At 69.1% G+C, this 22,604-nt stretch carries 17 protein-coding genes and 1 pseudogene; 5 read left to right on the top strand and 13 right to left on the bottom strand.

The features are described from left to right. From ON19_RS03415 to ON19_RS03395, 5 genes and pseudogenes are all read right to left on the bottom strand, one after another. Positions 1 to 617, bottom strand: a pseudogene (locus ON19_RS03415) (ABC transporter ATP-binding protein); the annotation flags it as partial. Positions 618 to 995: 378 nt separating this feature from the next. Continuing rightward, complete coding sequence (gene cydD, locus ON19_RS03410) at positions 996 to 2,795, bottom strand: thiol reductant ABC exporter subunit CydD (RefSeq protein ID WP_083899112.1); 1,800 nt, start codon at positions 2,793 to 2,795, stop codon at positions 996 to 998. 4 nt (positions 2,796 to 2,799) lie between these two features. Then, positions 2,800 to 3,831, bottom strand: a complete 1,032-nt coding sequence (gene cydB, locus ON19_RS03405) for a cytochrome d ubiquinol oxidase subunit II (RefSeq protein ID WP_043686544.1) — start codon at positions 3,829 to 3,831, stop codon at positions 2,800 to 2,802. A 9-nt stretch (positions 3,832 to 3,840) separates the two neighbouring features. Beyond that, a complete protein-coding gene (locus tag ON19_RS03400) occupies positions 3,841 to 5,334 on the bottom strand; it encodes a cytochrome ubiquinol oxidase subunit I (protein WP_043686540.1) in 1,494 nt (497 codons plus the stop codon). Between the two features lie 388 nt (positions 5,335 to 5,722). Next, positions 5,723 to 6,643 carry an aminodeoxychorismate lyase gene (locus ON19_RS03395; protein ID WP_043686536.1) on the bottom strand — a complete coding sequence of 307 codons (921 nt, stop codon included), beginning with the start codon at positions 6,641 to 6,643 and terminating at the stop codon, positions 5,723 to 5,725. 182 nt (positions 6,644 to 6,825) lie between these two features. Between ON19_RS03395 and ygfZ the strand changes: the two genes are divergently transcribed. From ygfZ to ON19_RS03375, 4 genes are all read left to right on the top strand, one after another. Continuing rightward, positions 6,826 to 7,941 (top strand): CAF17-like 4Fe-4S cluster assembly/insertion protein YgfZ, encoded by a 1,116-nt coding sequence (gene ygfZ, locus ON19_RS03390; RefSeq protein ID WP_043686588.1) that lies wholly within the window; start codon positions 6,826 to 6,828, stop codon positions 7,939 to 7,941. Positions 7,942 to 8,042: 101 nt separating this feature from the next. Beyond that, the gene (locus tag ON19_RS03385) at positions 8,043 to 8,759 is read left to right on the top strand and encodes an MOSC domain-containing protein (protein ID WP_043686532.1); all 717 of its coding nucleotides are present in this window, start codon (positions 8,043 to 8,045) and stop codon (positions 8,757 to 8,759) included. Next, positions 8,756 to 9,709 carry an asparaginase gene (locus ON19_RS03380; RefSeq protein WP_043686529.1) on the top strand — a complete coding sequence of 318 codons (954 nt, stop codon included), beginning with the start codon at positions 8,756 to 8,758 and terminating at the stop codon, positions 9,707 to 9,709. Before ON19_RS03385 ends, ON19_RS03380 begins: the two co-directional genes overlap by 4 nt. 174 nt (positions 9,710 to 9,883) lie before the next feature. After that, positions 9,884 to 10,093 (top strand): DUF3073 domain-containing protein, encoded by a 210-nt coding sequence (locus tag ON19_RS03375; RefSeq protein WP_043686525.1) that lies wholly within the window; start codon positions 9,884 to 9,886, stop codon positions 10,091 to 10,093. A gap of 148 nt (positions 10,094 to 10,241) precedes the next feature. Here the strand turns inward: ON19_RS03375 and purM are convergent, their stop codons facing one another. The 6 genes from purM to purF form a co-directional block, all read right to left on the bottom strand. Beyond that, complete coding sequence (gene purM, locus ON19_RS03370; protein WP_043686520.1) at positions 10,242 to 11,318, bottom strand: phosphoribosylformylglycinamidine cyclo-ligase; 1,077 nt, start codon at positions 11,316 to 11,318, stop codon at positions 10,242 to 10,244. A gap of 131 nt (positions 11,319 to 11,449) precedes the next feature. Beyond that, complete coding sequence (locus ON19_RS03365) at positions 11,450 to 13,141, bottom strand: ABC transporter ATP-binding protein (RefSeq protein ID WP_051168487.1); 1,692 nt, start codon at positions 13,139 to 13,141, stop codon at positions 11,450 to 11,452. Continuing rightward, positions 13,134 to 14,177 carry an ABC transporter permease gene (locus tag ON19_RS03360; protein ID WP_083899110.1) on the bottom strand — a complete coding sequence of 348 codons (1,044 nt, stop codon included), beginning with the start codon at positions 14,175 to 14,177 and terminating at the stop codon, positions 13,134 to 13,136. Before ON19_RS03360 ends, ON19_RS03365 begins: the two co-directional genes overlap by 8 nt. Then, a complete protein-coding gene (locus tag ON19_RS03355; protein ID WP_043686579.1) occupies positions 14,177 to 15,193 on the bottom strand; it encodes an ABC transporter permease in 1,017 nt (338 codons plus the stop codon). The genes ON19_RS03360 and ON19_RS03355 overlap by 1 nt, the downstream gene beginning before the upstream one ends. 119 nt (positions 15,194 to 15,312) lie before the next feature. After that, positions 15,313 to 16,926, bottom strand: a complete 1,614-nt coding sequence (locus tag ON19_RS03350; protein ID WP_083899109.1) for an ABC transporter substrate-binding protein — start codon at positions 16,924 to 16,926, stop codon at positions 15,313 to 15,315. A 265-nt stretch (positions 16,927 to 17,191) separates the two neighbouring features. Continuing rightward, positions 17,192 to 18,781, bottom strand: coding sequence for an amidophosphoribosyltransferase (gene purF, locus ON19_RS03345; protein ID WP_043686516.1), 1,590 nt, complete (start codon positions 18,779 to 18,781; stop codon positions 17,192 to 17,194). 215 nt (positions 18,782 to 18,996) lie between these two features. On the opposite strand from purF, the gene ON19_RS03340 reads away from it, so the two are divergent. Next, positions 18,997 to 20,265 carry a YhgE/Pip domain-containing protein gene (locus ON19_RS03340; protein ID WP_043686513.1) on the top strand — a complete coding sequence of 423 codons (1,269 nt, stop codon included), beginning with the start codon at positions 18,997 to 18,999 and terminating at the stop codon, positions 20,263 to 20,265. Positions 20,266 to 20,460: 195 nt separating this feature from the next. Here ON19_RS03340 and ON19_RS03335 read toward each other — a convergent pair whose 3' ends face one another. Beyond that, a complete protein-coding gene (locus ON19_RS03335; protein ID WP_083899108.1) occupies positions 20,461 to 20,823 on the bottom strand; it encodes a sterol carrier family protein in 363 nt (120 codons plus the stop codon). Positions 20,824 to 20,955: 132 nt separating this feature from the next. Continuing rightward, entirely contained in the window at positions 20,956 to 22,410 is a 1,455-nt protein-coding gene (locus ON19_RS03330) for a serine hydrolase domain-containing protein (protein WP_043686572.1), read from the bottom strand. Between the last annotated feature and the right edge of the window lie 194 nt (positions 22,411 to 22,604).

Raw genomic sequence — 22,604 nt, 5'->3', positions numbered from 1 at the left:
GGCGCGACGACGCCGGACAGCGCCAGCGCACCCGCCAGGAGCACGGCCGCGGGCGGTGAAATCGTGGCCAGGAGCGCGACCGCCGCGATCGAGAGGACGACCGCGACGGCGACCGGCACGAACACGCGGACCACCACGGCACCCAGGTCATCAATGTCGCTGCCGATCCGGACCAAAAGATCACCGCGGCGCGGCGGCTTCGTTTCCCCGGGCCGGGCAACCGGCCGGTCGTCACCGCTGCGCGATCCCCCTGGTCGGCGCAGCCAGAAATCCGACCGGGCCAGCGTTCGGTAGACCGTGGTTCGCGCCGTGGTCATGGCTCGCAGGGCGACGTCGTGCGTGGCGAGACGTTCCAGGTACCGGCACAGACCGCGCGAGATGCCGAGGGCGCGCACCGCCACGACGGCGATGCTCAGGTCGAGCACCGGCGGCATCTGCCAGGCCCGCGCGATCAGCCACGCCGCCAGCGCGGCGAGCCCGAGCCCGCTGCCCAGCGCCAGCACGCCCCAGCCGATCGCGACCGCGACACGTAGGCGAGACAATTCGAGCAGCGCCCACATCCGGCGCAGATCACCGAACACCGTGGAGCCGGTGTCGCGCGCAACGGCTCGCGTCATCGCGATCGCTCCTCTCGCCCGACCCTCGTATCGGCTCGCGAACCTTGGCCACCCGGCCGGTCCTCGCGCGCGCCGCAGGTATGCGACGCGGCCATGTCGGCGCGCCGAATCGGTCCCGCCATCGCCGACCACCGGCTGCCGCCGTTCCCTCTAGGCGGGGTCGTGTGCCCGCACGTCCCGGCGCTCACCGCAGGACCTCCGCTCGGTCGGCGCGGACCTGGACGGTGCGGCGATGGCCGATGACGACGACGGTCGCGCCCGGGCGAGGGGGGGTATGCGACGCGGCCATGTCGGCGCGCCGAATCGGTCGCGCCATCGTCGACCATCGGCTGCCGCCGTTCCCTCCGGGCGGGGTCATGCGCCCGCACGTCCCGGCGCTCACCGCAGGACCTCCGCTCGGTCGGCGCGGACCTGGACGACGTGGTCGGCGGCGGCCAGGACGGTGGGGCGATGGCCGATGACGACGACGGTCGCGCCCGCGCGAGCGCGAACCTGGAGGGCGGCCAGCACGGTGGCTTCGGCGGCGGCGTCGAGGTGCGCGGTCGGCTCGTCGAGCAGCAGGATCGGGCGATCGGCGGCCAGCACTCTGGTCAGCGCGAGGCGTTGGCGCTGGCCGAGCGACAGGCCGATGCCGCCGGGGCCGACCACGGTGTCCCAGCGCTCGGGCAGATCATCGAGTACGGCGTCGAAACCGGTGGCCACGCACGCGGCTTCGAGATCGTCGACGACGCGGACCGGGCCGCGAGCGGCGTGGTCCACCGTTCGCGCACCGAGCAGTTCGAGATTGTCCCGCAACGTGCCCGGCACCAGCACCGGCCGCTGCGGCAGCCAGGCCACGCGCGCCCACCATCGGTCCGGGTCCAGTGCACGGACGTCGACACCGTCGATGATCACGGCGCCTCGGTCGGGCGTGATCAAACCCAGGATCGCCTGCACCGCGGTCGATTTGCCGCTTCCGTTGGGACCGGCGAGCACTGTGAGGGAGCCGGGCCGCAAGGTCGCCGACAGATCCGCGGGCGCGAACCCGTCCCGCGCCCGAACCGAGAGCCCGCGAACTTCGACCGTTCCGGGGGCGGCGAGGTCGTGGCGCACCGGTGCGGGAGAGAGATCGGTCGCTTGGACACGCGACGACTCGTCCAGGCCGGACCCCGCCTGCTCGCCTGGGGTGGACTCGAGCACCGCGAACGCCTTGTCCGCGGCTGCCATACCGTCCTGAGCGGCATGGAACCGTTCGCCGACCATGCGCAGCGGCAGGTACACCTCGGGCGCGAGCACCAGCGCCACCAAGCCCGCGTAGAGGCTCATCTCGCCGAACACCAACCGCAACCCGATGGACACCGCGATCAGGGCCACGCTCAGCGTGGCGAGCATCTCCAGCACCATCGAGGACAGGAAGGCCATGCGGAGAGCGCGCATGGTGCGCTGCCGCAGCGCGTCACCGAGATCGCGCACGCGGTGCTGCATGGTGAGCGCGTGCCCGGCGCCGCCCTGCGACGGGGTTTCCGGTTCCGCGACGCCCGTCTCCCGTCCGAGCGCGCGCAACGTCGGCATGCCCGCGAACAGGTCGAGCAATTGGTCCGACAGCCGGGTGGTCGCCGCGAGCGTGGCCTCGGCGCGCCCCTGGGTCAGCAGACCGATGAGGATCATGAAGATCGGGATGAGCGGCAACGTGATCACCACGATCACGCCGGAGGTGAGATCGTGCGCCGCGATGACGGCGAGCACGATCGGCGGCACCAGCACCGCCAGCAGCAGTGCGGGCACGTAGCCCACGAGATAGCCGCGCAGCCCCGACAATCCCGTGCCGACGACCACCGCCAACTCCGTTCGGCGCGTGTCCAGTTCGCGGGGGGACAGCCGCGCGCCCGCACCGAGCACCGCGCTCTCCAGTTCCGCCACCACGCTCGCGCCCGCCCGGTGGGCCAGCCGGGACTGCGACCAGGTGGCGAGCACCCGGCCCGCGATCGCGAGCGCGAGCACGACCAGTTCGACCGTCCACGCGCCGAGGGTCCGCAGAGCCGGGTCGGTGATCACGCCGGCCAGCACCCGTCCGATCATCACCGCCGCCACCACGATCGCGGCGGTGACGACCAGCGACAGCGCTACGCTCAGCGCGAGGTAGCTGCGCGCCGAGCGGGCGTACCGCCACAGGCGCGGATCGATCGGCGGACGGGCCATGGCATCAATCCTGCCCGTGCCGCAGCGGCAGCCCGACCGGGGCCGGAATCTGATCGACGGAGATCCGCTTGCGGAACACCCAGTACGTCCAGCCCTGGTACACCAGCACGACCGGCGTGACCAGCGCCGCGGCCCAGCTCATCACCTTCAGCGTGTACGGCGTCGAGGACGCGTTGTGGATCGTCAGGTCGAAGGCCGCATCGATGGTCGAGGGAAGCACGTTGGGGAACAGCGACCCGAACAGCAGCGCGGTGGCCGCCGCGACGGTCAGCGTGGTGCCGGTGAACGCCCATCCGTCGCGGTGCGCGAAATCGGCCGCCGTCGCGACGACCAGCCCGGCCACGGCCAGTGCCAGCGGGAACCAGGTCCAGCCGGTCCCGTAGGACAGCTGGGTCCACAATCCGAATCCGCCGACCACGAGCACGGTCGGGACCAGCAGCAGCCGGGCGGTGCGCCGGGCGTCGTCGCGCACCACGCCCGCGGTCTTGAGCACCAGGAACATCGCCCCGTGCAGCGCGAACAGCAGTCCGGTCGCCAACCCGCCGAGCACTGCGTAGGGTCCGAACAGATCCGCCACCGAGCCCGCGAACTGCTTCTTCTCGTTCAGCGGAACCCCGTGCACCACATTGGCGAACATCCAGCCCCAAGCCAGCGCCGGAACCCAGGAACCGATGCCGATGCCGATATCGCAGCGGGCCCGCCAGCGCGGGTCGTCGATCTTGCCGCGGTACTCGATGGCGCAGATCCGCAGGATGAGCGCGACGAGCACCAGCAGCAACGCCAGATAGAAGCCGGAGAACAAGCTGGCGTACCACTCCGGGAACGCGGCGAACATCGCGGCGCCCGCGGTGATCAGCCAGACCTCGTTGGCGTCCCACACCGGCCCGATCGTGTTGAGCACCGCGCGCCTGCGCGCGTCGGACCCCTTGCCGAGGATCGGCATGAGCATGCCGACCCCGAAGTCGAAGCCCTCCAGCACGAAGTAGCCGGTGAACAGCACGCCGATCGAGACGAACCAGATTTCTTGCAGACTCATCGCCGGCTCCTAGTAGGCGAACGAAAGTTGTTCGACGGCGGGTTCTTCGGCGCGGCGCCCGCCCGAGTCCGCGTCCGTGTCGTGCGGCTCGGTCGCCGCGGGTGCCGCCGGATCGGGTCCGTGGATCACGTACCGGCGCATCAGGTAGAACCACACGATCGCGAGCGCGCCGTACAGCAGCGTGAAGACGATCAGCGAGAACAGCACCACGCCCGGCGAGTGGTTCGACACGCCCTGCTGCACGGTGAGACGCAGGTTCGGGTCGCCGGTGGGATTGGGCACGACGACCCAGGGCTGACGCCCCATCTCGGTGAACACCCATCCGGCGCTGTTGGCCAGGAACGGCGTCGGGATGACCAGCAGGCTCAGCCACGAGAACCAGCGCTGGTCCGGTACCCGGCCGCGGCGGGTGAGCCACAGCCCGGCCAGCGCGAGCAGCGCCGAACCGGCCGACAGGCCGATCATGGCGCGGAACGACCAGTAGGTGACGAACAGGTTCGGCCGGTAGTCACCGACGCCGAACTTCTCGTTGTAAGCCTTCTGCAGGTCGACGACGCCGTCCAGCGTCACACCGGTGAACTGGCCCTCGGCCAGCCAGGGCAGCACGTAGGGCACTTCGAGCACGTGCGTCACGCTGTCGCAGTTGTTGTGCGTGCCGACGGTGAGCACGGAGAAGTCCGGGTCGAGCGCGGTGTGGCAGAGCGATTCCGCCGATGCCATCTTCATCGGCTGCTGCTCGAACATCAACTTGCCCTGCACGTCACCGGTGTAGACCAGCCCGGCCAGCGACACGATCATCACGACGATGCCCGCCCGCGCGGCGGGCCGCCACATCGCTCGCGCCTCGGCGAGTTTCGCCTCGTCGCCGCTGCGGGCGTTGCGCACCATCCACCACCCGGCGATGCCTGCGACGAAAGTGCCTGCCGTGAGGAAGGAGCCGGCCACCACGTGCGGGAAGGCCGCCAGCAATGTGTTGTTGGTGAGCACCTCCACGATGCTCTCCAGCTCCGCGCGACCGGTTTCCGGGTTGTAGCGGGCGCCGACCGGATGCTGCATGAACGAGTTGGCCGCGACGATGAAGTACGCCGAGGCGTTCACGCCGATCGCGACCATCCAGATCGCGCCGAGGTGCAGCAGTTTCGGCAATCTGGTCCAGCCGAAGATCCACAGGCCGAGGAAGGTCGACTCCATGAAGAAGGCGATCAGGCCTTCCAGCGCGAGCGGGGCGCCGAAGACGTCACCGACGAACCGGGAGTACTCGCTCCAGTTCATGCCGAACTGGAACTCCTGCACGATGCCGGTCGCCACGCCGAGCGCGAAATTGATCAGGAACAGCTTGCCGAAGAACTTGGTCAGCCGCAGCCAGTGCTGCTTGCCGGTGACGACCCACGCCGTCTGCATGGCCGCGACCAGCGGGGCGAGACCGATGGTCAGCGGCACCAGAAGGAAGTGATACACCGTCGTGATGCCGAACTGCCATCGGGAGATGTCCAAGGCGTTCAAGCCGACCTCCTGTTATCTACGACGTGTCGTAGTAAGAGTACGTCGGAGAAGGCTCGCGGCAATGCGTCCTGGGCCACTGGACCAGGGCGTTTCCGGGCCGTTTCACCGGTTTCGCGTGCTCATGGCCGCCCCGCTCCCCGCCGAATAGGACGGAGATCACGGCGTGGCACCAATCAGCGAGAGGTCATCGCCGTCCGCCCCCACGCCAACGCGACAACCGACCTCGCCAACGCCACTACCCGCCCACGCCGACGCGACAACTGATCTCGCGAGCACATGGGTAACTCACCGGGTACGCCCAGAACTCGACCGGCACCCAACGCAGGACCTGCGACCAACCCGAGCAGCACTCACTAGTACGGCCTGAATACCCGGAGAGGCGGCACAGTCACCAGTCGCCGATGGCGCCTGCCCGCTCGATTCCGCGATCGACCAACTCGATGATCTCCGCGGCGTTGTCCGGCGCCGACATCCGCAGCCCGTCCAGCGAATTGACCCGCGCCGCCAGCGAGATGCTCGACAGCATCCAGACGCTGTCGCAGGTGAGCAGATCGGCGGTGAACAGCGACTCGTAGCGGCACCGCCAGCCCGCCTTCTCCGCCTCGGCGAACAGCGCGCGCTGGGTGACGCCGGGCAGCACCCCGTTCTTCGCGGGCGGGGTGATCAACTGCTTGTCGCGCGCGATCACCACGCTGGACCGCGGGCCTTCCAAAACCCGGTTCTCCGTGCTGGTGAAGATCACGTCGTCCGCGCCCATCCGCGCGGCGAACCGCAGGGCGGCCATATTGGTGGCATAGGACAGCGTCTTGGCCCCGAGCAACTGCCACGGCGCCGCCTGCGCGAGGTCGACCGAGATGCCGCGCGACAGGGTCACCACGGCGACGCCTTCGGTGCGGGCCTTCTCCACGCGCTCGGGCACCGGCGCCACCAGCACGAAGGCCGTCGGCACCGGCACGGCGGCGGCGAGATCGCCGGTCTTGACCTTGTCGGGCGTGCCGGCCAGCTCGGAGTCGCGGCCGCGGGTCAGCACCAGCCGCAGCACCCCTTCGCGATCGCTGCCCCACTCCTTGGCGGCGGTCTCCACCGCCTCGCGCCATTTGCCCAGCTCCGGCTCGGGCAGATCGAGCGCCTGCGCGGAGCGGCGCAGTCTGCCTAGATGAAATTCGATCGCGCACGCGACTCCCGCGCGCACGAGCACCGTTTCGAAAACTCCGTCGCCACGCAATACGCCGATATCGTCCGCAAACAACAACGGCGCATCCGCATCATGCACCGCGCCATCGAGAGTTACCAGAACTCGATCCACCATGCGACGAGCGTAGGCGGTAGGAGCGGACAATGCCTACGTCACGGCCGCTTTCGCAAGACCTTTTGTCAAGGTTGACCGCAGCGCCGGTCGGAATGCTCGCACAATGCCGATCCGCTATGCCGGACTCGGGCGTGGCAGCCCGGTTCGCGCACCGCGCGGCCGCCCCGCCTAGAGTGGGAGAGGTGTCCGTGGTCGTAGCGCCCAGCCCCTTGCTCAGTGTGTCGGGAGCCGTCGCGGGAGCGGCTGGTTCACCAGATGCCGCCGTCGCCTGGCATTACGGCGATCCGTTCGGCGAACAGCGCGCGGCGGTGGACCGCGCCGCGATCGTCGACCGTTCGCATCGCTTCGTCCTGCGCATCACCGGCGCGGAGCGGCTCACCTGGTTGCACACCATCTCCAGTCAGCACGTCGCCGCTCTCGGCGACGGCCAGTCCGCGGAGAACCTCGATCTCGATCTGAACGGCCGGGTGCAGCATCACTTCGTGCTCACCGAACTCGACGGCACCGTCTGGATCGATACCGAGGCCGAGCGCGGACCCGACCTGCTGGCGTTCCTGCAGAGGATGGTCTTCTGGGCCGACGCCAAGCCGGTCGGCGCCGAGGATCACGCGGTGCTGAGCCTGCTGGGATCGGGCGTCGCCGGCCTGACCGAAACCCTCGGCATCACTGCCCTGCCCGGCGTGTACGAGGCGGCGCCGCTGCCCGGCGGCGGTTTCCTGCGCCGGATGCCGTGGCCGACGGCCGACTCCTTCGACCTGGTCATCCCCCGCAGTCAACTCACCGATCTGTGGACCCGGCTCACCGCGGCGGGCGCCGTGCCCGCCGGGATGTGGGCGTTCGAGGCGCTGCGCGTGGCGGCCGTCCGCCCGCGGATCGGTCCGGACACCGACGAGCGGACCATCCCGCACGAGGTCCGCTGGATCGGCGGCGTGACCGAACACGGGGCCGTGCACCTGGACAAGGGTTGCTATCGCGGCCAGGAGACCGTGGCCAGGGTGCACAACCTCGGCAAGCCGCCGCGGCACCTGGTGTTGCTGCACCTGGACGGCTCGGCGGACGAGCGCCCCGCCACCGGCGACGACATCACCGCGGGCGGGCGCACGGTGGGCAGGCTCGGCACGGTCGTGGACCACTACGAACTCGGCCCGATCGCCCTCGCCCTGGTCAAGCGCGCGGTTCCGGCCGACACCGCGCTGGCCGCGGGCTCGGTCGCGGCGTCCATCGATCCCGACTCGGTGCCCGCCGACGACGAGCCGCAGGCAGGCCGGATCGCGGTCGACCGGCTGCGCGGGCGCTGACCCGTTGACGAACCACCATCCGGCATGGGACGTTCCGGAGCCGAGACCCTTGCCCTCGCTCAGCGCCGAGCTCCCCATTCGTGACGAGAGGAGCGCTGCCCATGCGCGTCGGTGATTCCGGCGAGGTCCTCGCCACCTGCGTCGTGCACGCCGACCTCGAGGTGCCGGGACGGGTCGGCCGGACCGCCATCGACAAGCGGCCGGTAGCGGGGCGGGTCGCGGTGCGCGCACTCGGTTTGGCCGGCGACCACGTCTGCGACACCAAGCACCACGGTGGCGCGCACCAGGCCGTCTATGTCTACGCCGACGAGGACGCCCGCCGCTGGGGCACGGAACTCGGTCGCGAACTGCCCGCCGGGTGGTTCGGCGAAAACCTGCGTGTCAGTGGGCTTCCGGTCAGCGATTCGGTGATCGGCGCGCGCTGGTCGATCGGCGACACCTTGCTCGAGGTCAGCGCACCGCGCGTGCCGTGCGCGACGTTTCAGCACTGGAGCGGTGAGCGCCAGTGGGTGAAGCGGTTCGCATTGCGCAGCGACACCGGCACCTACCTGCGGGTGCTCACCGAGGGAACGATCGGGGCGGGCGACCGGATCTCGGTGGTGCACGTCCCCGAGCACGGCGTCACCGTTCGCGACGTGTTCACCGGCACCGATCTCGACCTGCTGGCCATCCTGCTCGCCGACGAGCCGACCGTTTCCGCCGACGTGCGCATGCAGGTCGAACGGCACGCGCGCCGACATGTCAACGCGACGCGCGCCGCCGCGAACCGGGACACGACGGCGGACGCCGACGACCTCGGCACGGGAGCGCGACTGTGAGTGTGGAACTGGTCGAAGTCGTCCGCTCGGGCTTCCGCGAATGCGTGCACCGCGGCTCGGCGGTGGTGCTCGACGCCGCGGGCGAGCCCACCCGCGAGCTCGGCGAAGTGCACCTGCCGATCTTCCCGCGCTCGACGAACAAGCCGATGCAGGCGATCACCCTGTTGCGCAACGGTTTCGAGCCCCTCGATGACGCCGAACTGGCCGTCGCCACCGCGTCGCACTACGGCGAACCGGACCACATCGCCCTGGTGCGCAGGTTGCTGGACCGCTTCGGGTTCGCCGACACTGCCCTCGCGTGCCCGGCCGATCTGCCCTACGACGAGCGCGCCCGCGCCGCGCTGCTCGCAGGCGGACAGCCGCCGCACCCGCTCTACATGAACTGCTCGGGCAAGCACGCGGCGATGCTCGCGACCTGCGCGGTCAACGGCTGGCCCACCGAGGGCTACCAAGACCAGGCGCATCCGCTGCAGCGCGCGGTGATCGCGACGGTGGCCGATCTGACCGGTGAGCCGGAAGCCGATCTCGGCATCGACGGCTGTGGACTGCCGATCATCCCGGTCTCGTTGATCAACCTCGCGCGGGTGTTCTCGACGATGGCGACGGCCGCGCCCGGCGCCCCCGAACGCCGGGTCGCCGACGCGATCCGCGCCCATCCGCGAGTGATTTCCGGCACGAACGCCCCCGATCTGCTCGTCATGCGGGCCACCCCCGGCCTGGTGTGCAAGATCGGCGCGGACGGCGTGCACGCCGGCGCCCTGCCGGACGGATCGGCTTTCGCGTACAAGATCGACGACGGCCACGATCGTGCGCGAATGCCGCTGACGCTGGCGATTCTGCATCGGATGGGGATCGAGTGGACCGATGCGCAAGCGGAGCTGGCGGCCCCCGCGGTGCTCGGCGGCGGCGCTCGAGTCGGTGTGATTCGCGCGATACCCGGGGTCGTCTAGCTATTCCACGCCGGGGCGACAAGCGGGCAAACGGCCCAGTTCCGGAGTTCTTCACCCACTCCTGGAAGCGAGACCGCCGGACACACGCTAAAGTGTCTGTCAGGAAGAGTATTAATTCGAACGGGGCCGCCACCAAACCCCAGGCCGCCCCGCTGTGACGCGAGGGGGTCAGCCATGGGCCGTGGCCGGGCTAAGGCAAAGCAGACCAAGGTCGCACGCGAGCTCAAGTACAGCTCGCCGTCGACCGACTTCGCGAGCCTTCAGCGCGAGCTTTCGGGAAGCCCCAACTCCCAGCGGAGTGGTGGTGTGCTGTCCGATGAGCACGACGCGGACGACTCCTTGTCCCGCTGGGACGAGGACGACTACGACGACTGGCGCCGCTGACTCGGATTCACGTCTGAAGGGGGAGGCCGACGGGCCTCCCCCTTCGATCGTTGTCGCGGGTTGACGTCACTGGCGCCGAAAAGGCTTGCAACACACCAGAGTCCCGCATCGAATGAGGATGCGGGACTCTGACGTGTCTTCGCCGCGGTCAGAACCGCGGATGGTCCCCGACCAGGACGGCGCGCACGGCGTCGGCGTCCTTGGCCTTCTTGACCGTGCCCAGCGTCCAGCACTCGATGTGCCGCGCGGTCAGCACCGCCAGCGCCCGGTCCACGTCCTCCGGAGCGACGACGGCGACCATGCCGACGCCCATGTTGAACGTCTTCTCCATCTCGACCCGCTCCACCCGGCCGCGCTGGGCGATCATCTTGAACACCGGCGCCGGGTTCCAGGTGCCGCGATCCAGCTCGGCCACCATCCCGGCGGGCAATACCCGGGCCAGGTTGGCCGCCAGGCCACCACCGGTGACGTGGGCGAAGGTGCGCACGTCGGTCTCGGCGATCAGCGCCAGGCAGTCCTTGGCGTAGATCCGGGTCGGCTCGAGCAGTTCCTCGCCCAGGGTGCGGCCGAATTCCTCGACGTGGCCGGTGAGCGACATGCGGTCGATGTCGAGCAGTACCTTGCGGGCCAGGCTGTAGCCGTTGGAGTGCAGTCCGGAGGACCCCATGGCGATCACCACGTCGCCGGGACGAACCCGGTCGGGACCGAGCACCGCGTCTGCCTCGACCACGCCGATGCCGGTCGCGGACAGGTCGTAGTCGTCGGGGTCCATCAGTCCGGGATGCTCCGCGGTCTCGCCGCCGAGCAGCGCGCAACCGGCGCGCACACAGCCCTCCGCGATACCGGAGACCAGTTCGGCGACCTTCTCCGGCACGACCTTGCCGATGGCGATGTAGTCCTGCAGGAACAGCGGCTCGGCGCCGCAGACCACGAGATCGTCCACCACCATGGCGACCAGGTCGAGGCCGACGGTGTCGTGCTTGTCCATCGCCTGCGCCACCGCGATCTTGGTGCCGACGCCATCGGTGGAGGCCGCCAGCAGCGGTTCCCGGTAGCCGCCCTTCAACGCGAACAGCCCGGCGAAACCGCCGAGGCCGCCTTGGACCTCGGGCCGGGTCGCCTTCTTCGCCAATGGCCCGAACAACTCGACTGCGCGGTCACCTGCCTCGATGTCCACGCCTGCCGCGGCGTACGAGGCACCACCACTGGGGGTCTGTTCAGTCATCTTCGGGGAAAGCTCCAAACCGAATCGGCGGATAGATGCCTGCTCACGCTACCGGAGCCGGATAACGACCCCGCACCGGTGTTGGCTCGCCCTCTTGACAATAGGGCAGCGCGAGCCGTACAGGGGGACCATCAGTCCATCTCGTTCCCGTCGAACAACCCGGCCGTCCGGGCCCGGCGATGGCGCTGCCGCACCGGGTCGGGCACCGGCACCGCCGCTACCAGGCGCCGCGTGTACTCCTCCCGCGGCGCGCGCAGGATGCGATCACGATCACCCTGTTCGACCACCGCACCGTCGCGCAACACCATGATCCGGTCGGCGAGCTGGTCGACCACCGCCAGGTCGTGGCTGATGAACAGGCACGCCCAGCCGCATTCGCGCTGGAGCTGACCGAACAGCTCCAGCACCGCCGCCTGTACCGAGACGTCCAGCGCGCTGGTCGGCTCGTCGGCGACCAGCAGGTCCGGGTCGAGCACCAGGGCTCGGGCCAGGCTGGCGCGCTGACGCTGCCCGCCGGACAGCTCGTGCGGGTACCTGCGTTCGGTGCCCGCGGGCAAACGCACGTCGTCGAGCAGTCGGCGCACTCTGGCGCGGATCTGCGCGGAACTTCCGGCCTTGTGCACGATGAGCGGTTCGGCCACGCACTCGCCCACGGTCAGCCGGGGGTTCAGCGAACTGGCCGGGTCCTGGAAGACGAAGCCGAAGCGCCGCCGGATCGGCCGCAGCTTGCGCGGGGACAGCCCAGCAATGTCCTGGCCACGTACCCGCACCATCCCTGAAGTCGGCCGTTGCAGCGCCGCAACGCAGCGGCCGATGGTGGACTTGCCCGATCCGGACTCGCCGACCAGGCCGAGGGTCTCGCCGTGCCCGATGCGCAGGCTCACCCCGTCCACCGCGCGCAACCGTGGCCGGCCGAACGGGCCGGGGAATTCGACCACCAGGTCACGGACCTCCAGCACCGGATCGCCCTCGGTGCGGGCGCTGTCGGACGGGCCGTGCTCGAGCTGCTCGGTGCCCAGATGGGGCACCGCGGCCAGCAGGGCACGGGTGTAGTCCGCGGCGGGCCGCGCGAACAGCTCGTCCACCGGCGCCTGCTCGACCACCGCGCCGTCCCGCATCACCACCACGCGGTCGGCGATATCGGCGACCACGCCCATGTTGTGGGTGATCAGCACGATCGCGCTGCCGGTGCGGTCGCGCAGGTCCCGCAGCAGGGCGAGGATCTCGGCCTGCACGGTGACGTCCAGCGCCGTGGTCGGCTCGTCGGCGATGATCACCTTCGGCTCGCAGGCGATGGCGATGGCGATCACCACGCGTTGTTTCTGCCCGCCGGAGAGCTGGTGCGGGTAGTAGTCCACCCGGTGCTCCGGATCGGGCAGCCCGACCAGGCGCAACAGTTCCACCGCGCGGGCCTTCGCGGCCTTCTTGCTCAGCTTCGTGTGCGCCCGCAGCGCCTCGCCGATCTGGAAGCCGACGGTGAACAGCGGATCGAGCGCCAGACCGGGTTCCTGGAACACCATCGAGATCGCGCCGCCGCGCAGTGCGGTGAGCTGCTTCTCGCTCATCGCGGTGACCTGCTCGGTGCCCAAGGTGACCAGACCGCGCACCGTCGCGGTCTCCGGCAGCAATCCCATCGCCGTGCGCGAACTCACCGACTTGCCCGAGCCGGATTCCCCGACGATGGCCAGCACCTCCCCGGGATAGACCTCGTAGGAGACGTCGGTGACCGCGTGCACCGGCCCCGCGTCGGTGGCGAAGGTGACCGACAGCGATTCGATGGACAGAGCGGGGCGAGGACGATCTGTCGCGATCGGCTCAGACATCGGCCGTGTCCTTCCCGTCGGCGTGCGCGGCTTTCTGCCCGCCGGGAACGACTTCGGTGACGGCAGCCGCCGGGACCGCCACCGCCGCCGCACGGCGGGTGCGCAGGATCGGGTTGAACACTTCGTTGAGACTCTCGCCGACCAGGGTCATGCCGAGCACCACCAGCACGATGGCGACGCCGGGGAAGACGCCGGTCCACCAGATGCCGTTGGAGACGTCCGACAGCGCTTTGTTCAGGTCGAAGCCCCACTCCGCGGCCTGGGTCGGTTCGATGCCGAAACCGAGGAACCCGAGGCCGGCCAGGGTGAGGATGGCCTCCGACCCGTTGAGCGTCACGATCACCGGCAGCGACTGGGTGACGTTGGCCAGGATGTGCCGGAACAGGATTCGCGTGGTGGACGCGCCGGTCACCCGGGCGGCGTCCACGTACGGCTCCTGCTTCACCGCCACGGTCGCGTTGCGCACCACCCGGAAGTACTGCGGCACGAACACCGCCGTGATGGCGACCGCCGCGGACAGCACACCGCCCAGACTGGTGGAGCGCCCGCCCGCGACCACGATGGACACCACGATCGCCAGCAGCAGCGTCGGGAACGCGTACATCGCGTCCATGAACAGCACCAGCAATCGGTCCGGCCACCGGCCGAGATAGCCGGACAGCAGCCCGAGCGGCACCCCGATCAGCAACGAGAGCACCAGCGAGATCGCGATCACCCACAGTGCGGTCCGCGCACCGTAGATCACCCGGGAGAACACGTCCTCCCCGCGCACCGAGGTGCCGAACCAGTGCTCGGCCGACGGCGCCTGCTGCCGGGCGAAATCGACTCCGTCGGCGGCGCTCTGGGCGAATCCGTACGGCGCGATGAACGGGGCGAAGACGGCGGCGACCACGAAGACGCCGACCAGGCCGAGCCCGAAGATCAGCGTCGCGCGCTGCAAGCCCGCGGTCATGGCGAACAGTCGCAGGCCGGGCACACCCCGGCGTGCCGCCGGTGGCGTGACCAGCGGTTCGTTCAGCAGTTCCGGAGCGGTCATCAGAACCTCACCCTCGGATCGATCAGCGCCACCAGCACGTCCACCACGAAGCTCAGCACCGCCACGATGAGCGCGATGAACGCGACGATGCCCTGCACGGCGATGAAGTCGCGGGCCGAGAGGTACTGCGCGAACTGGTAGCCGAGGCCCTTCCACTCGAATGTGGTCTCGGTGAGCACCGAGGCGCCGAGCATCATGGCGATCTGCATGCCCATCACCGTGACGATCGGGATCATCGCGTTGCGGAAGGCATGCCGCCCGGTCACCACGCGCCGGGACAGGCCGCGCGCCCGTGCCGCGTCCACGTAGTCGGCGCGGAGGGTCTGGATCAGGTTGATCCGCACCAGCCGCAGGAAGATGCCCGCGGTGAGCAGGCCGAGCGCGATGGCCGGGAGCACCGCGTGTTTCAGCACGTCGAGCAGATATCCGGGGTCGCCGTAGAGGATCGCGTCGATCACCATGATGTTCGTCTTCGGCGAAACGTGCTGCAGCCGCAGTTCCACGTTGGTGCTCGCCCGTCCCGCGACCGGCAGCCAGCCCAGTTGCACGGCGAAGACCAGCTTCAACAGCAGGCCGACGAAGAACACCGGCGCGGCGTAGAACAGGATGGCCAGCAGCCGCAACGTGGTGTCGGCGGCCGAATCCCGGTGGGTCGCGGCGTATCTGCCCAGCGGGACGCCGATCGCGAACGCGACGACCAACGCCCAGCACACCAGCTCCAGCGAAGCCGCGCCGTAGGTGAGCACCACCTCGCTGATCTCCCGGTTGTCCTGCGAGCGGCCGAGATCCCCGCGCAGCAGTCCGGAAAGGTAGTCCCAATACTGGGCCAGCACCGGCCGGTTGAGCCCGGCCGCCTCCTTGCGCGCCTCGATCTGTTCCTGGGTCATACGCCCGCCCATCGCCGCGCTGATCGGGTCGCCGACCACGCGCATCAGGAAGAACACGACCGTCACCAGGATCAACGCGGTCACCGGAATCAGCAGCAGGCGAACGCCCAGGTAGCGCAACAGCGCCAGGTGACGGGAATCGTCGCGGCCCTTGTTCCTTCGCAGCAGCCAGAACCGCCGGGCCGGGACCGGTGTGCGCACGTTCTCCGGCGCCGTAGTCGTCCCGGCACCGGCTGCGTCGCCGGAACTCACTTGCTCAGCACCGTATAGCGGAACTTGAACGACGAATCGAGCGTCTGCTGCACGCCTTGCACACCCGCGGCCGCGACCGCGATCTGCTTGCCGGACAGCAGCGGGACGATCGGCAGGAAGTTCTGCGCGAGGTCACGCTGCACCTGACCGATCTGCGCGAGCCGCTTGTCCTTGTCCGGCTGCGTCGCCTGTGCGATCAGCTGTGCGGAGATGCCGGGGTTCTCGAAATGCGATTGCAGGAAGTTGTTCGGACCGAAGAACGGCGAGAGGTAGTTGTCCGGGTCCGGGAAGTCCGGGAACCAACCGAATTGGTAGACCGGGTACGCGTCGCGCGCCCGTTCGCGCTGGTAGGTCACCCATTCGGTGGATTGCAGGTCGACTCGGAACAAACCCGTGGCCTCCAGCTGCGACTTGATCGCCGCGTACTCCTCGGAGCTGCTGGAACCGTAGTGATCGGGGTTGTACTGGAGTTTCAGCTCTACCGGCGTCGTCACCCCCGCGTCGGCGAGGAACTTCGCCGCCTGGTCCTTGTTCGGCTGGGCTCCGTAGATGTCCTTGAACGGCTCCGCCGCGCCCGGCATGCCCTGCGGCACGGACGAATACGCGGGCAGATACGTCTTCTTGTAGACGCTGTCGGCCAGCGCGGTCCGGTCGACGGTGGACGCGACCGCCTTGCGCACGGCCAGTTTCTGTTCCGGCGTGCCGCCCGGCATGGTGTTCAGGTTGAACACGATGTAGCGCAGTTCGCCACCGGGCCCCTCGTGCACAGCGACTCTGCCGTCGTTGCGCAGCGATTCGACGTCGGTGGGCGTGAACGACCGGTAGCCGACATCGAGCGACCCGTTCTGCAGGTCCAGCTTCATGTTGTCGGTGGTGGCGTAGTACTTCGTCGACACGGTCTCGGTCTTCGGAGTGCCGAGGATGCCGTTGTAGTCGGCGAACGCCTGGTATTCGACCAGCTTGTTCTTGTCGTAAGCGGCGATGGTGTACGGACCGGAGTAGCCCTTGGCTTGCACCACGTCCTCGTCCGGCATCACCTTGTCCGGCGCGTAGACCTTCTCGTCGACGATCGGACCCGCCTGGGTGGGCAGGATCGCGGGGAAGGTCTGGTCGTCGGCCACCTTCAGCGTGAACGCGACGGTGCGCGCGTCCACCACATCGGTCTTTTCCAGGTTGCCGAGCAGGGACGCGGGCCCGTTCGGGTCGTTGATCCGCAGCATCCGGTCGAAGGAGAACTTCACGCTGGTCGCGGTGAGCGGGTTACCGTTGGCGAACTTCAGGCCGTCCTTCAACGTGCAGGTGTACACCGTCGGCGCGGTGAACTCGCACTTCTGCGCCGCATCCGGCTTCGGCGTCGCGTCACCGGGCGCGAAGTTGAGCAGGTATTGGTAGATCTGTGTCTCGGCGACCAGCGAGCCGTTGTCGTAAGCGGCCGCCGGATCGAGCGAGAAGATCTTGTCGGTGGTGCCCGCCACCAGCCCGGCGCCGTCGCCTCCCTCCCCGGTTCGTCCGGAACCGCAGCCCGCCAGCACCGACGCCGCCAGCGCCAGTAAGCCGACGGTGGCGATGGTTTGCGTCCCGGCGCGTCGGCCAACCCTCGAATTCCTCATCACGGCCCCACTTCTCGAGCGCCGCACCGCGTTCTCCTGGCCCGGTGCGGACACGGGTGAACTTCCGATCTGATCGGCACCGTACCTACGAAGCATTTTCGGCACGTTACGTTTCCGAAGAAAATCCGCGGCGTCGTCAGCAGGTGTTATGCGCGACGCCTCCGACGCCGGGAAAACCGGTCATACGTCCAGAATTGGCGTTTGTGATGTCTCGAGCACGCCAGATCACGGTGTGCGACACCGGATGGCGGTACCCGCGAAAGGGTTACGGACGGCTCAGTGCGCTCGCATTCGCGTTCTTACCCAACAGCTCTGCCTCGGACTGGCCGGTGAGCATGCCCTCGAGCACGTTCTTCCCGATGGCGGCCTCGGTGGGCAGCGGGATCGGATAGTCGCCGTCGAAGCACGCGGCGCACAGCCGCGAGCGCGGCTGCTCGGTCGCGGCGATCATGCCGTCCAAGGAGATGTAGCCGAGCGTGTCGGCGCCGATCGAACGGCGCACGCCCTCGACCATGTCGGCGACGTCACCTTCGGTCCCCGCGCCGTTGGCGATCAGCTCCGCCCGTGAGGCGAAGTCGATGCCGTAGAAGCACGGCCACTTCACCGGCGGCGAGGCGATCCGCACGTGGATCTCCAACGCTCCCGCCTCGCGCAGCATGCGGATCAGCGCGCGCTGGGTATTGCCGCGCACGATCGAGTCGTCCACGACGATCAGGCGCTTGCCCCGGATGACCTCGCGCAGCGGATTGAGCTTGAGCCGGATGCCCAGCTGCCGGATGGTCTGGCTCGGCTGGATGAATGTGCGCCCGACGTAGGCGTTCTTCATCAGGCCCTGGCCGTAGGGCACCCCCGAACCCTGCGCGTAGCCCACGGCGGCGGGCGTGCCGGACTCCGGCACCGGGATCACCAAATCGGCCTCGACCGGATGCTCCTTCGCCAGGCGACGGCCGATCTCGACCCGGGTGGCATGCACCGACCGTCCGGCGATGGTGCTGTCGGGCCGAGCCAGATACACGTACTCGAAGACACAACCCTTGGGCTCGGGGTTGGCGAAGCGCATCGAGCGCACGCCGTCGGCGTCGATCGCCAGCAGTTCGCCGGGTTCGATCTCACGGACGAACGCCGCGCCGACGATGTCCAGCGCGGCGGTCTCGCTGGCAACGACCCAGCCACGCTCCAGCCTGCCCAGGCACAGCGGGCGCACCCCGTGCGGGTCGCGCGCGGCGTAGAGGGTGTGCTCGTCCATGAAGGTCAGGCAGAACGCGCCCCGCAAAGTGGGCAGCAGCTGCATCGCGGCCTGCTCGATGCTGGAATCGGCGGCGGCGTGCGCGAGCAGCGCGGTGACCACGTCGGAGTCGGAGGTTGCCGCGGCGGGCTGCGGGCGCCCGCCGCGAACGGAGGCGAGCAAGCCGAGTTCGCGTGCGCGGCCCGCCAATTCGGCGGTATTGACCAGGTTGCCGTTGTGCCCCAGAGCCAGTCCGGAACCGACGGCGGTGGTGCGGAAGATGGGCTGGGCGTTCTCCCAGGTCACGCCACCCGTGGTGGAGTAACGACAGTGACCGACGGCGATGTGACCCGGCATGGCCGCCAGCGTCTGCTCGTCGAACACCTGGCTGACCAGACCCAGGTCCTTGAAGACGAGGATCTGCGAACCGTCCGACACCGCGATGCCTGCCGCCTCCTGCCCACGGTGTTGCAAGGCATAGAGCCCGTAATACGTGAGCTTCGCCACTTCTTCACTCGGCGCCCAGACTCCGAACACTCCGCACTCCTCGCGCGGCTCGTTCTCGTCGACGTCCGGGGCGGGACACGAGGTGGCGGAAATGCTGTCGACCGGCAGTTCGGCGTTGGTCACCGTTTGCTCCCTGTTCGGGCGGGCTGGGGGCAAATTTCATTCTACGGGTGGACGGCGGGGCACTCGCACGCCGCCGCATCCGGGTAGCAATCCGGGGTGACCGAACCGGACTATTTCCGGCGCCCGCAGCTGTTACGGTGCGCACCGTGACGACTACGGACGACGTGAGCAAGACCGAGTCGGGAGCGCGCGCGGGGCGCAGGCCATGGTCGCGGATGGTGCTCTTTCCGCTGGTTGTGCTGAGCCTGCTCACCGCGCTGCTGGGCATCATGTACCTCGACTATGTCGTCGATCCGGAGAAGAACCTGCACGATTTCCCGATCGCCCTGGTCAACCAGGACGTCGGCGACACCATCGGCAGCGGGGACAGCAAGCAGCAGGTCAATTTCGGCAACCAGATCACCGAAGCACTGGCCTCGGGGGTGCCCTCGGACAAGGTCGACCTGCGCGTGGTCGGCATCAGCGAGTCCGAGCGACAGATGCAGTCCGGACAGGTCTACGGCGCGATCGTCATCCCGGGCGATTTCAGCAAGCGGCTCGGCAATCTGGGTGTGGGCAGTGTCATACCGGGCGATATCCAGCGGCCGACCATCACACTGCAGACGAACCCGCGCACCGGCGCGTTCGGCACCCAGATCATGCTCCGGGTCGGCAACGAGGCGCTGACCGAGGTGAACAAGCAGGTCGGAAAGCAGTTGCTCGACCAGGTGAACGCGCAGCTCGCCCCGCGCCCCGGCGGCCCGCCCGCGCCCGAGCTGACCGGCGCGACCAAGGTCGCGCTGGCGTCGCCGGTCGAGGTGGTCGAGCAGCAGTATCACCCACTGCCGCACGGTAGCGGCCAAGGCTTGACCGCGTTCTTCTACGCCCTGCTGCTGCTGTTGGCCGGGGTGGTCGGCGCGATGGTCATCCACACGATGATCGATGCGCAGCTCGGCTTCGTGCCCACCGAGTACGGGCCGTGGTACGTGCACTACCCGCCCACGCCGATCTCGCGTTTCAAGACGCTGTTGATCAAGTGGGGCGTGTTCGTGCTGGCGGCGAACATCGTCGCCGCGGTGTTCCTGGTCGTCGGCAAGCTGCTGGACATGCCGATCGGCAATCCGCTCGCGCTGTACCTCTACAGCGCGCTCGCGATGACCGCCGTCGGCGTGACCGGGCTGTCCATGCTGGCGGCGATCGGCTCGGCGGGCTTGCTGGTGAACCTGATCCTGTTCGTCATCCTGGGTTTGCCGTCCTCCGGCGGCACCGTGCCGATCGAGGCGACTCCGCGGTACTTCGGCTGGCTCGCCTCCTTCGAACCGATGCACCAGGTGTTCCTCGGTGTGCGGTCGATCCTCTATTTCGACGCGAAGTTCGAGGCGGGACTCACTCGCGGCGTGTGGATGGCGGTCCTCGGACTCGCGATCGGGCTGGTCTTCGGCGCGGCGGTCACCCGCTTCTACGACCGCAAGGGGCTGGAGCGCCGCAATATCGTCCAGGTGTGAGTCGTTCGCCCGCCGGAACGGCAGGCATCGGGTTGCATGGGCGAACGCGCCCGCCGAACCCCTGTGCATGGATCTCGCGTCGTTCACCGAAGGCGATGCCGTTCGCTCACTGATGGCAGTGCGCCGCCGTTCACCGAAAGGCAGTGCGTCCCTGTGGCGGGCGGGTCCGGCCACGTCGTTCGTCTGCGCGCGATGTCAGTCGGTCGTCGCCCGGACGATCGGTAGCCAATGGGCGATCTCGGCCGCGCGGGTGCCGGAGGCGCTGACCGCGCCGGAGGCGAGGGCGGCGTCGAACTCGAGCAGGCCGGTGGACAGCAGCAGCCAGGTGCGGGCGTCGGTCTCGACGACGTTCGGCGGGGTGCCCCTGGTGTGCCGCGGACCCTCGATGCACTGCACCGCGACGAATGGCGGCACCCGGAGCTCGACCGAATGCCCGGGCGCGGAGGCTGCCAGTGACCGCGCCGTCGTCCGCACCGCCGCAGCGAGTTCGGGACGCGCAGGGGCATCGACCGATTCGTCCCGCAACCACTCGCTCACCACCGCCACCGCCGCCCGCATCTGCGCGGGATCGACCGTCCCTCGTCCTGCCACGTTCCCGACCCTACTTCCCCCACTCGGCGCGCTCCGCTCGGTCGCCGGGCGCCTTCGAAGAGCGCGGAAGTCCGAGCGACCGGGCGAGGTGGACCGGTGTCACGCCTTCGGTGTAGCGCGCATGCCGACGTAGCAGCACTCGGTGCCGTCGGCGAGGGTGGCGAAGACGACGGGCATGTAGTCCTCGCTGAAGGACGGGCCGGCGCCCGAGGCGGCGAATACGGTGGGACCGACGGGGGTCAGATCCATGCTCAGCGCGGGTGACAGGCCCGCCATTCCGTCGACGAACTCGTAGCGCATGTGACCGGTGCCGTCGTCCCGTTTGCTGACGGTGATCACCACGCCCGCGCGCCGGTAGGTGCCGACGAACGGGGCGATGTCCACCGCGACCGGCGGGTCGGCCGGGCCGAACGCGTCCGGCACCCGAACGTCCGCCAGTTCGGCGAGCAGTTCGCCGAACAGCGCCGAGCAGAGCGGGCGGGCGCCGCCGCCGTTGGTGAGCAGCGCCACCGCGACTCCCGCTCCCGGCACCGCACGCAGATACGCGTACTGACCGATGGCCGCGCCGTCGTGGCCGAATCCCTTGACGCCGTCCCAGTCGTAGAGAGTCCATCCCAGACCCCAGCCGTCGGCGCTGACCGTCCACTTGTCCGGGACGTCGACCTCGCGCCGCTGCATCGCGGCGACCGCTGCGGCGGACAGGACCTCGGCGCCGTCCGCGGCGCGCCCGCCGTCGAGATGCATGCGGGCGAAGCGGACCATGTCGCCCGCCGACGTGATCACCCGGGCCGCCGGCGCGACACTGCGCGGCATCACATCCCACTCCGGCGCGGGGTCGGGATCGACGCCCGCCGCCCCGAGGTGACTCATCGCGACCCGGAATTTCAGCGCCTGCTCGGGCAGTGTCACGAGCCGGTCGAGCCCGAGCGGGACGGCGAGCATGTCGTGCACCGCTTCGTCCCAGGTCTTCCCGGTGAGCACTTCCACGACGCGACCCAGCACCACGTAGCCGAGGCTGCCGTAGGACATCGCCGTGCCGGGCGGGCAATCCAGCGCCACGTCCCGTGCCGCCTCGACGTATGCGGCGAGGCAATCGTCGCCGCGGCCGGTGTCGTGGTTGAAATCGTTTGTGACACCGCCGGTGTGGCTGAGCAGCTGCCTGATGGTGATCGTCGCCGTCGCCCGCTTGTCGGGGGTGGCGAACTCCGGCAGGACGTCCACCACCGGAGCGTCGAGATCGAGCTCGCCCGCGTCGACGAGCCGCATGATCAGCGTCGCGGTGTACACCTTGGCGATCGAGCCGCAGAGGAACACCGAGTCGGTGGTGACCGGCACTCGCGTCCCCCGGTGCAGGACGCCGCCGGCGATCTCGTAGATCTGTCCGTCCACCAGCACAGCCAGCGCCGCGCCCGGCACGTGGTGTTCGGCGAGCAACCTGTCCAACCTCGCCTGCCAGCGCGCCACGGAGAACCGGCGCCCGGCCGAATCCGTGCTGCCCCAGTCTCCACGCACCTGCCATGCGCCCGTCTCGTCCCAGTTCATCGTGTTCGACATCGCTTCGCTTCCGTTCTCAACCGGTGCGCACAGTGTGCGCTGTATGCGCACACTGTACTCATATGGGAACAAGGTGCGCAACCGTGATTTGCCGCGGTCAGTGCGTGTTCCGAAGAAGCGCGTCTGAGCACCGGTCAGGCGCGGACCGAGCTGCGACGAGAAAAGCCGACGGCGCATGGGCGGAGTTCGATCAG

It is taken from the genome of Nocardia abscessus NBRC 100374 (assembly GCF_000308455.1).
In the GTDB taxonomy this organism is placed as follows: domain Bacteria; phylum Actinomycetota; class Actinomycetes; order Mycobacteriales; family Mycobacteriaceae; genus Nocardia; species Nocardia abscessus.
This window is presented reverse-complemented; position numbering and strand designations above follow the sequence as displayed.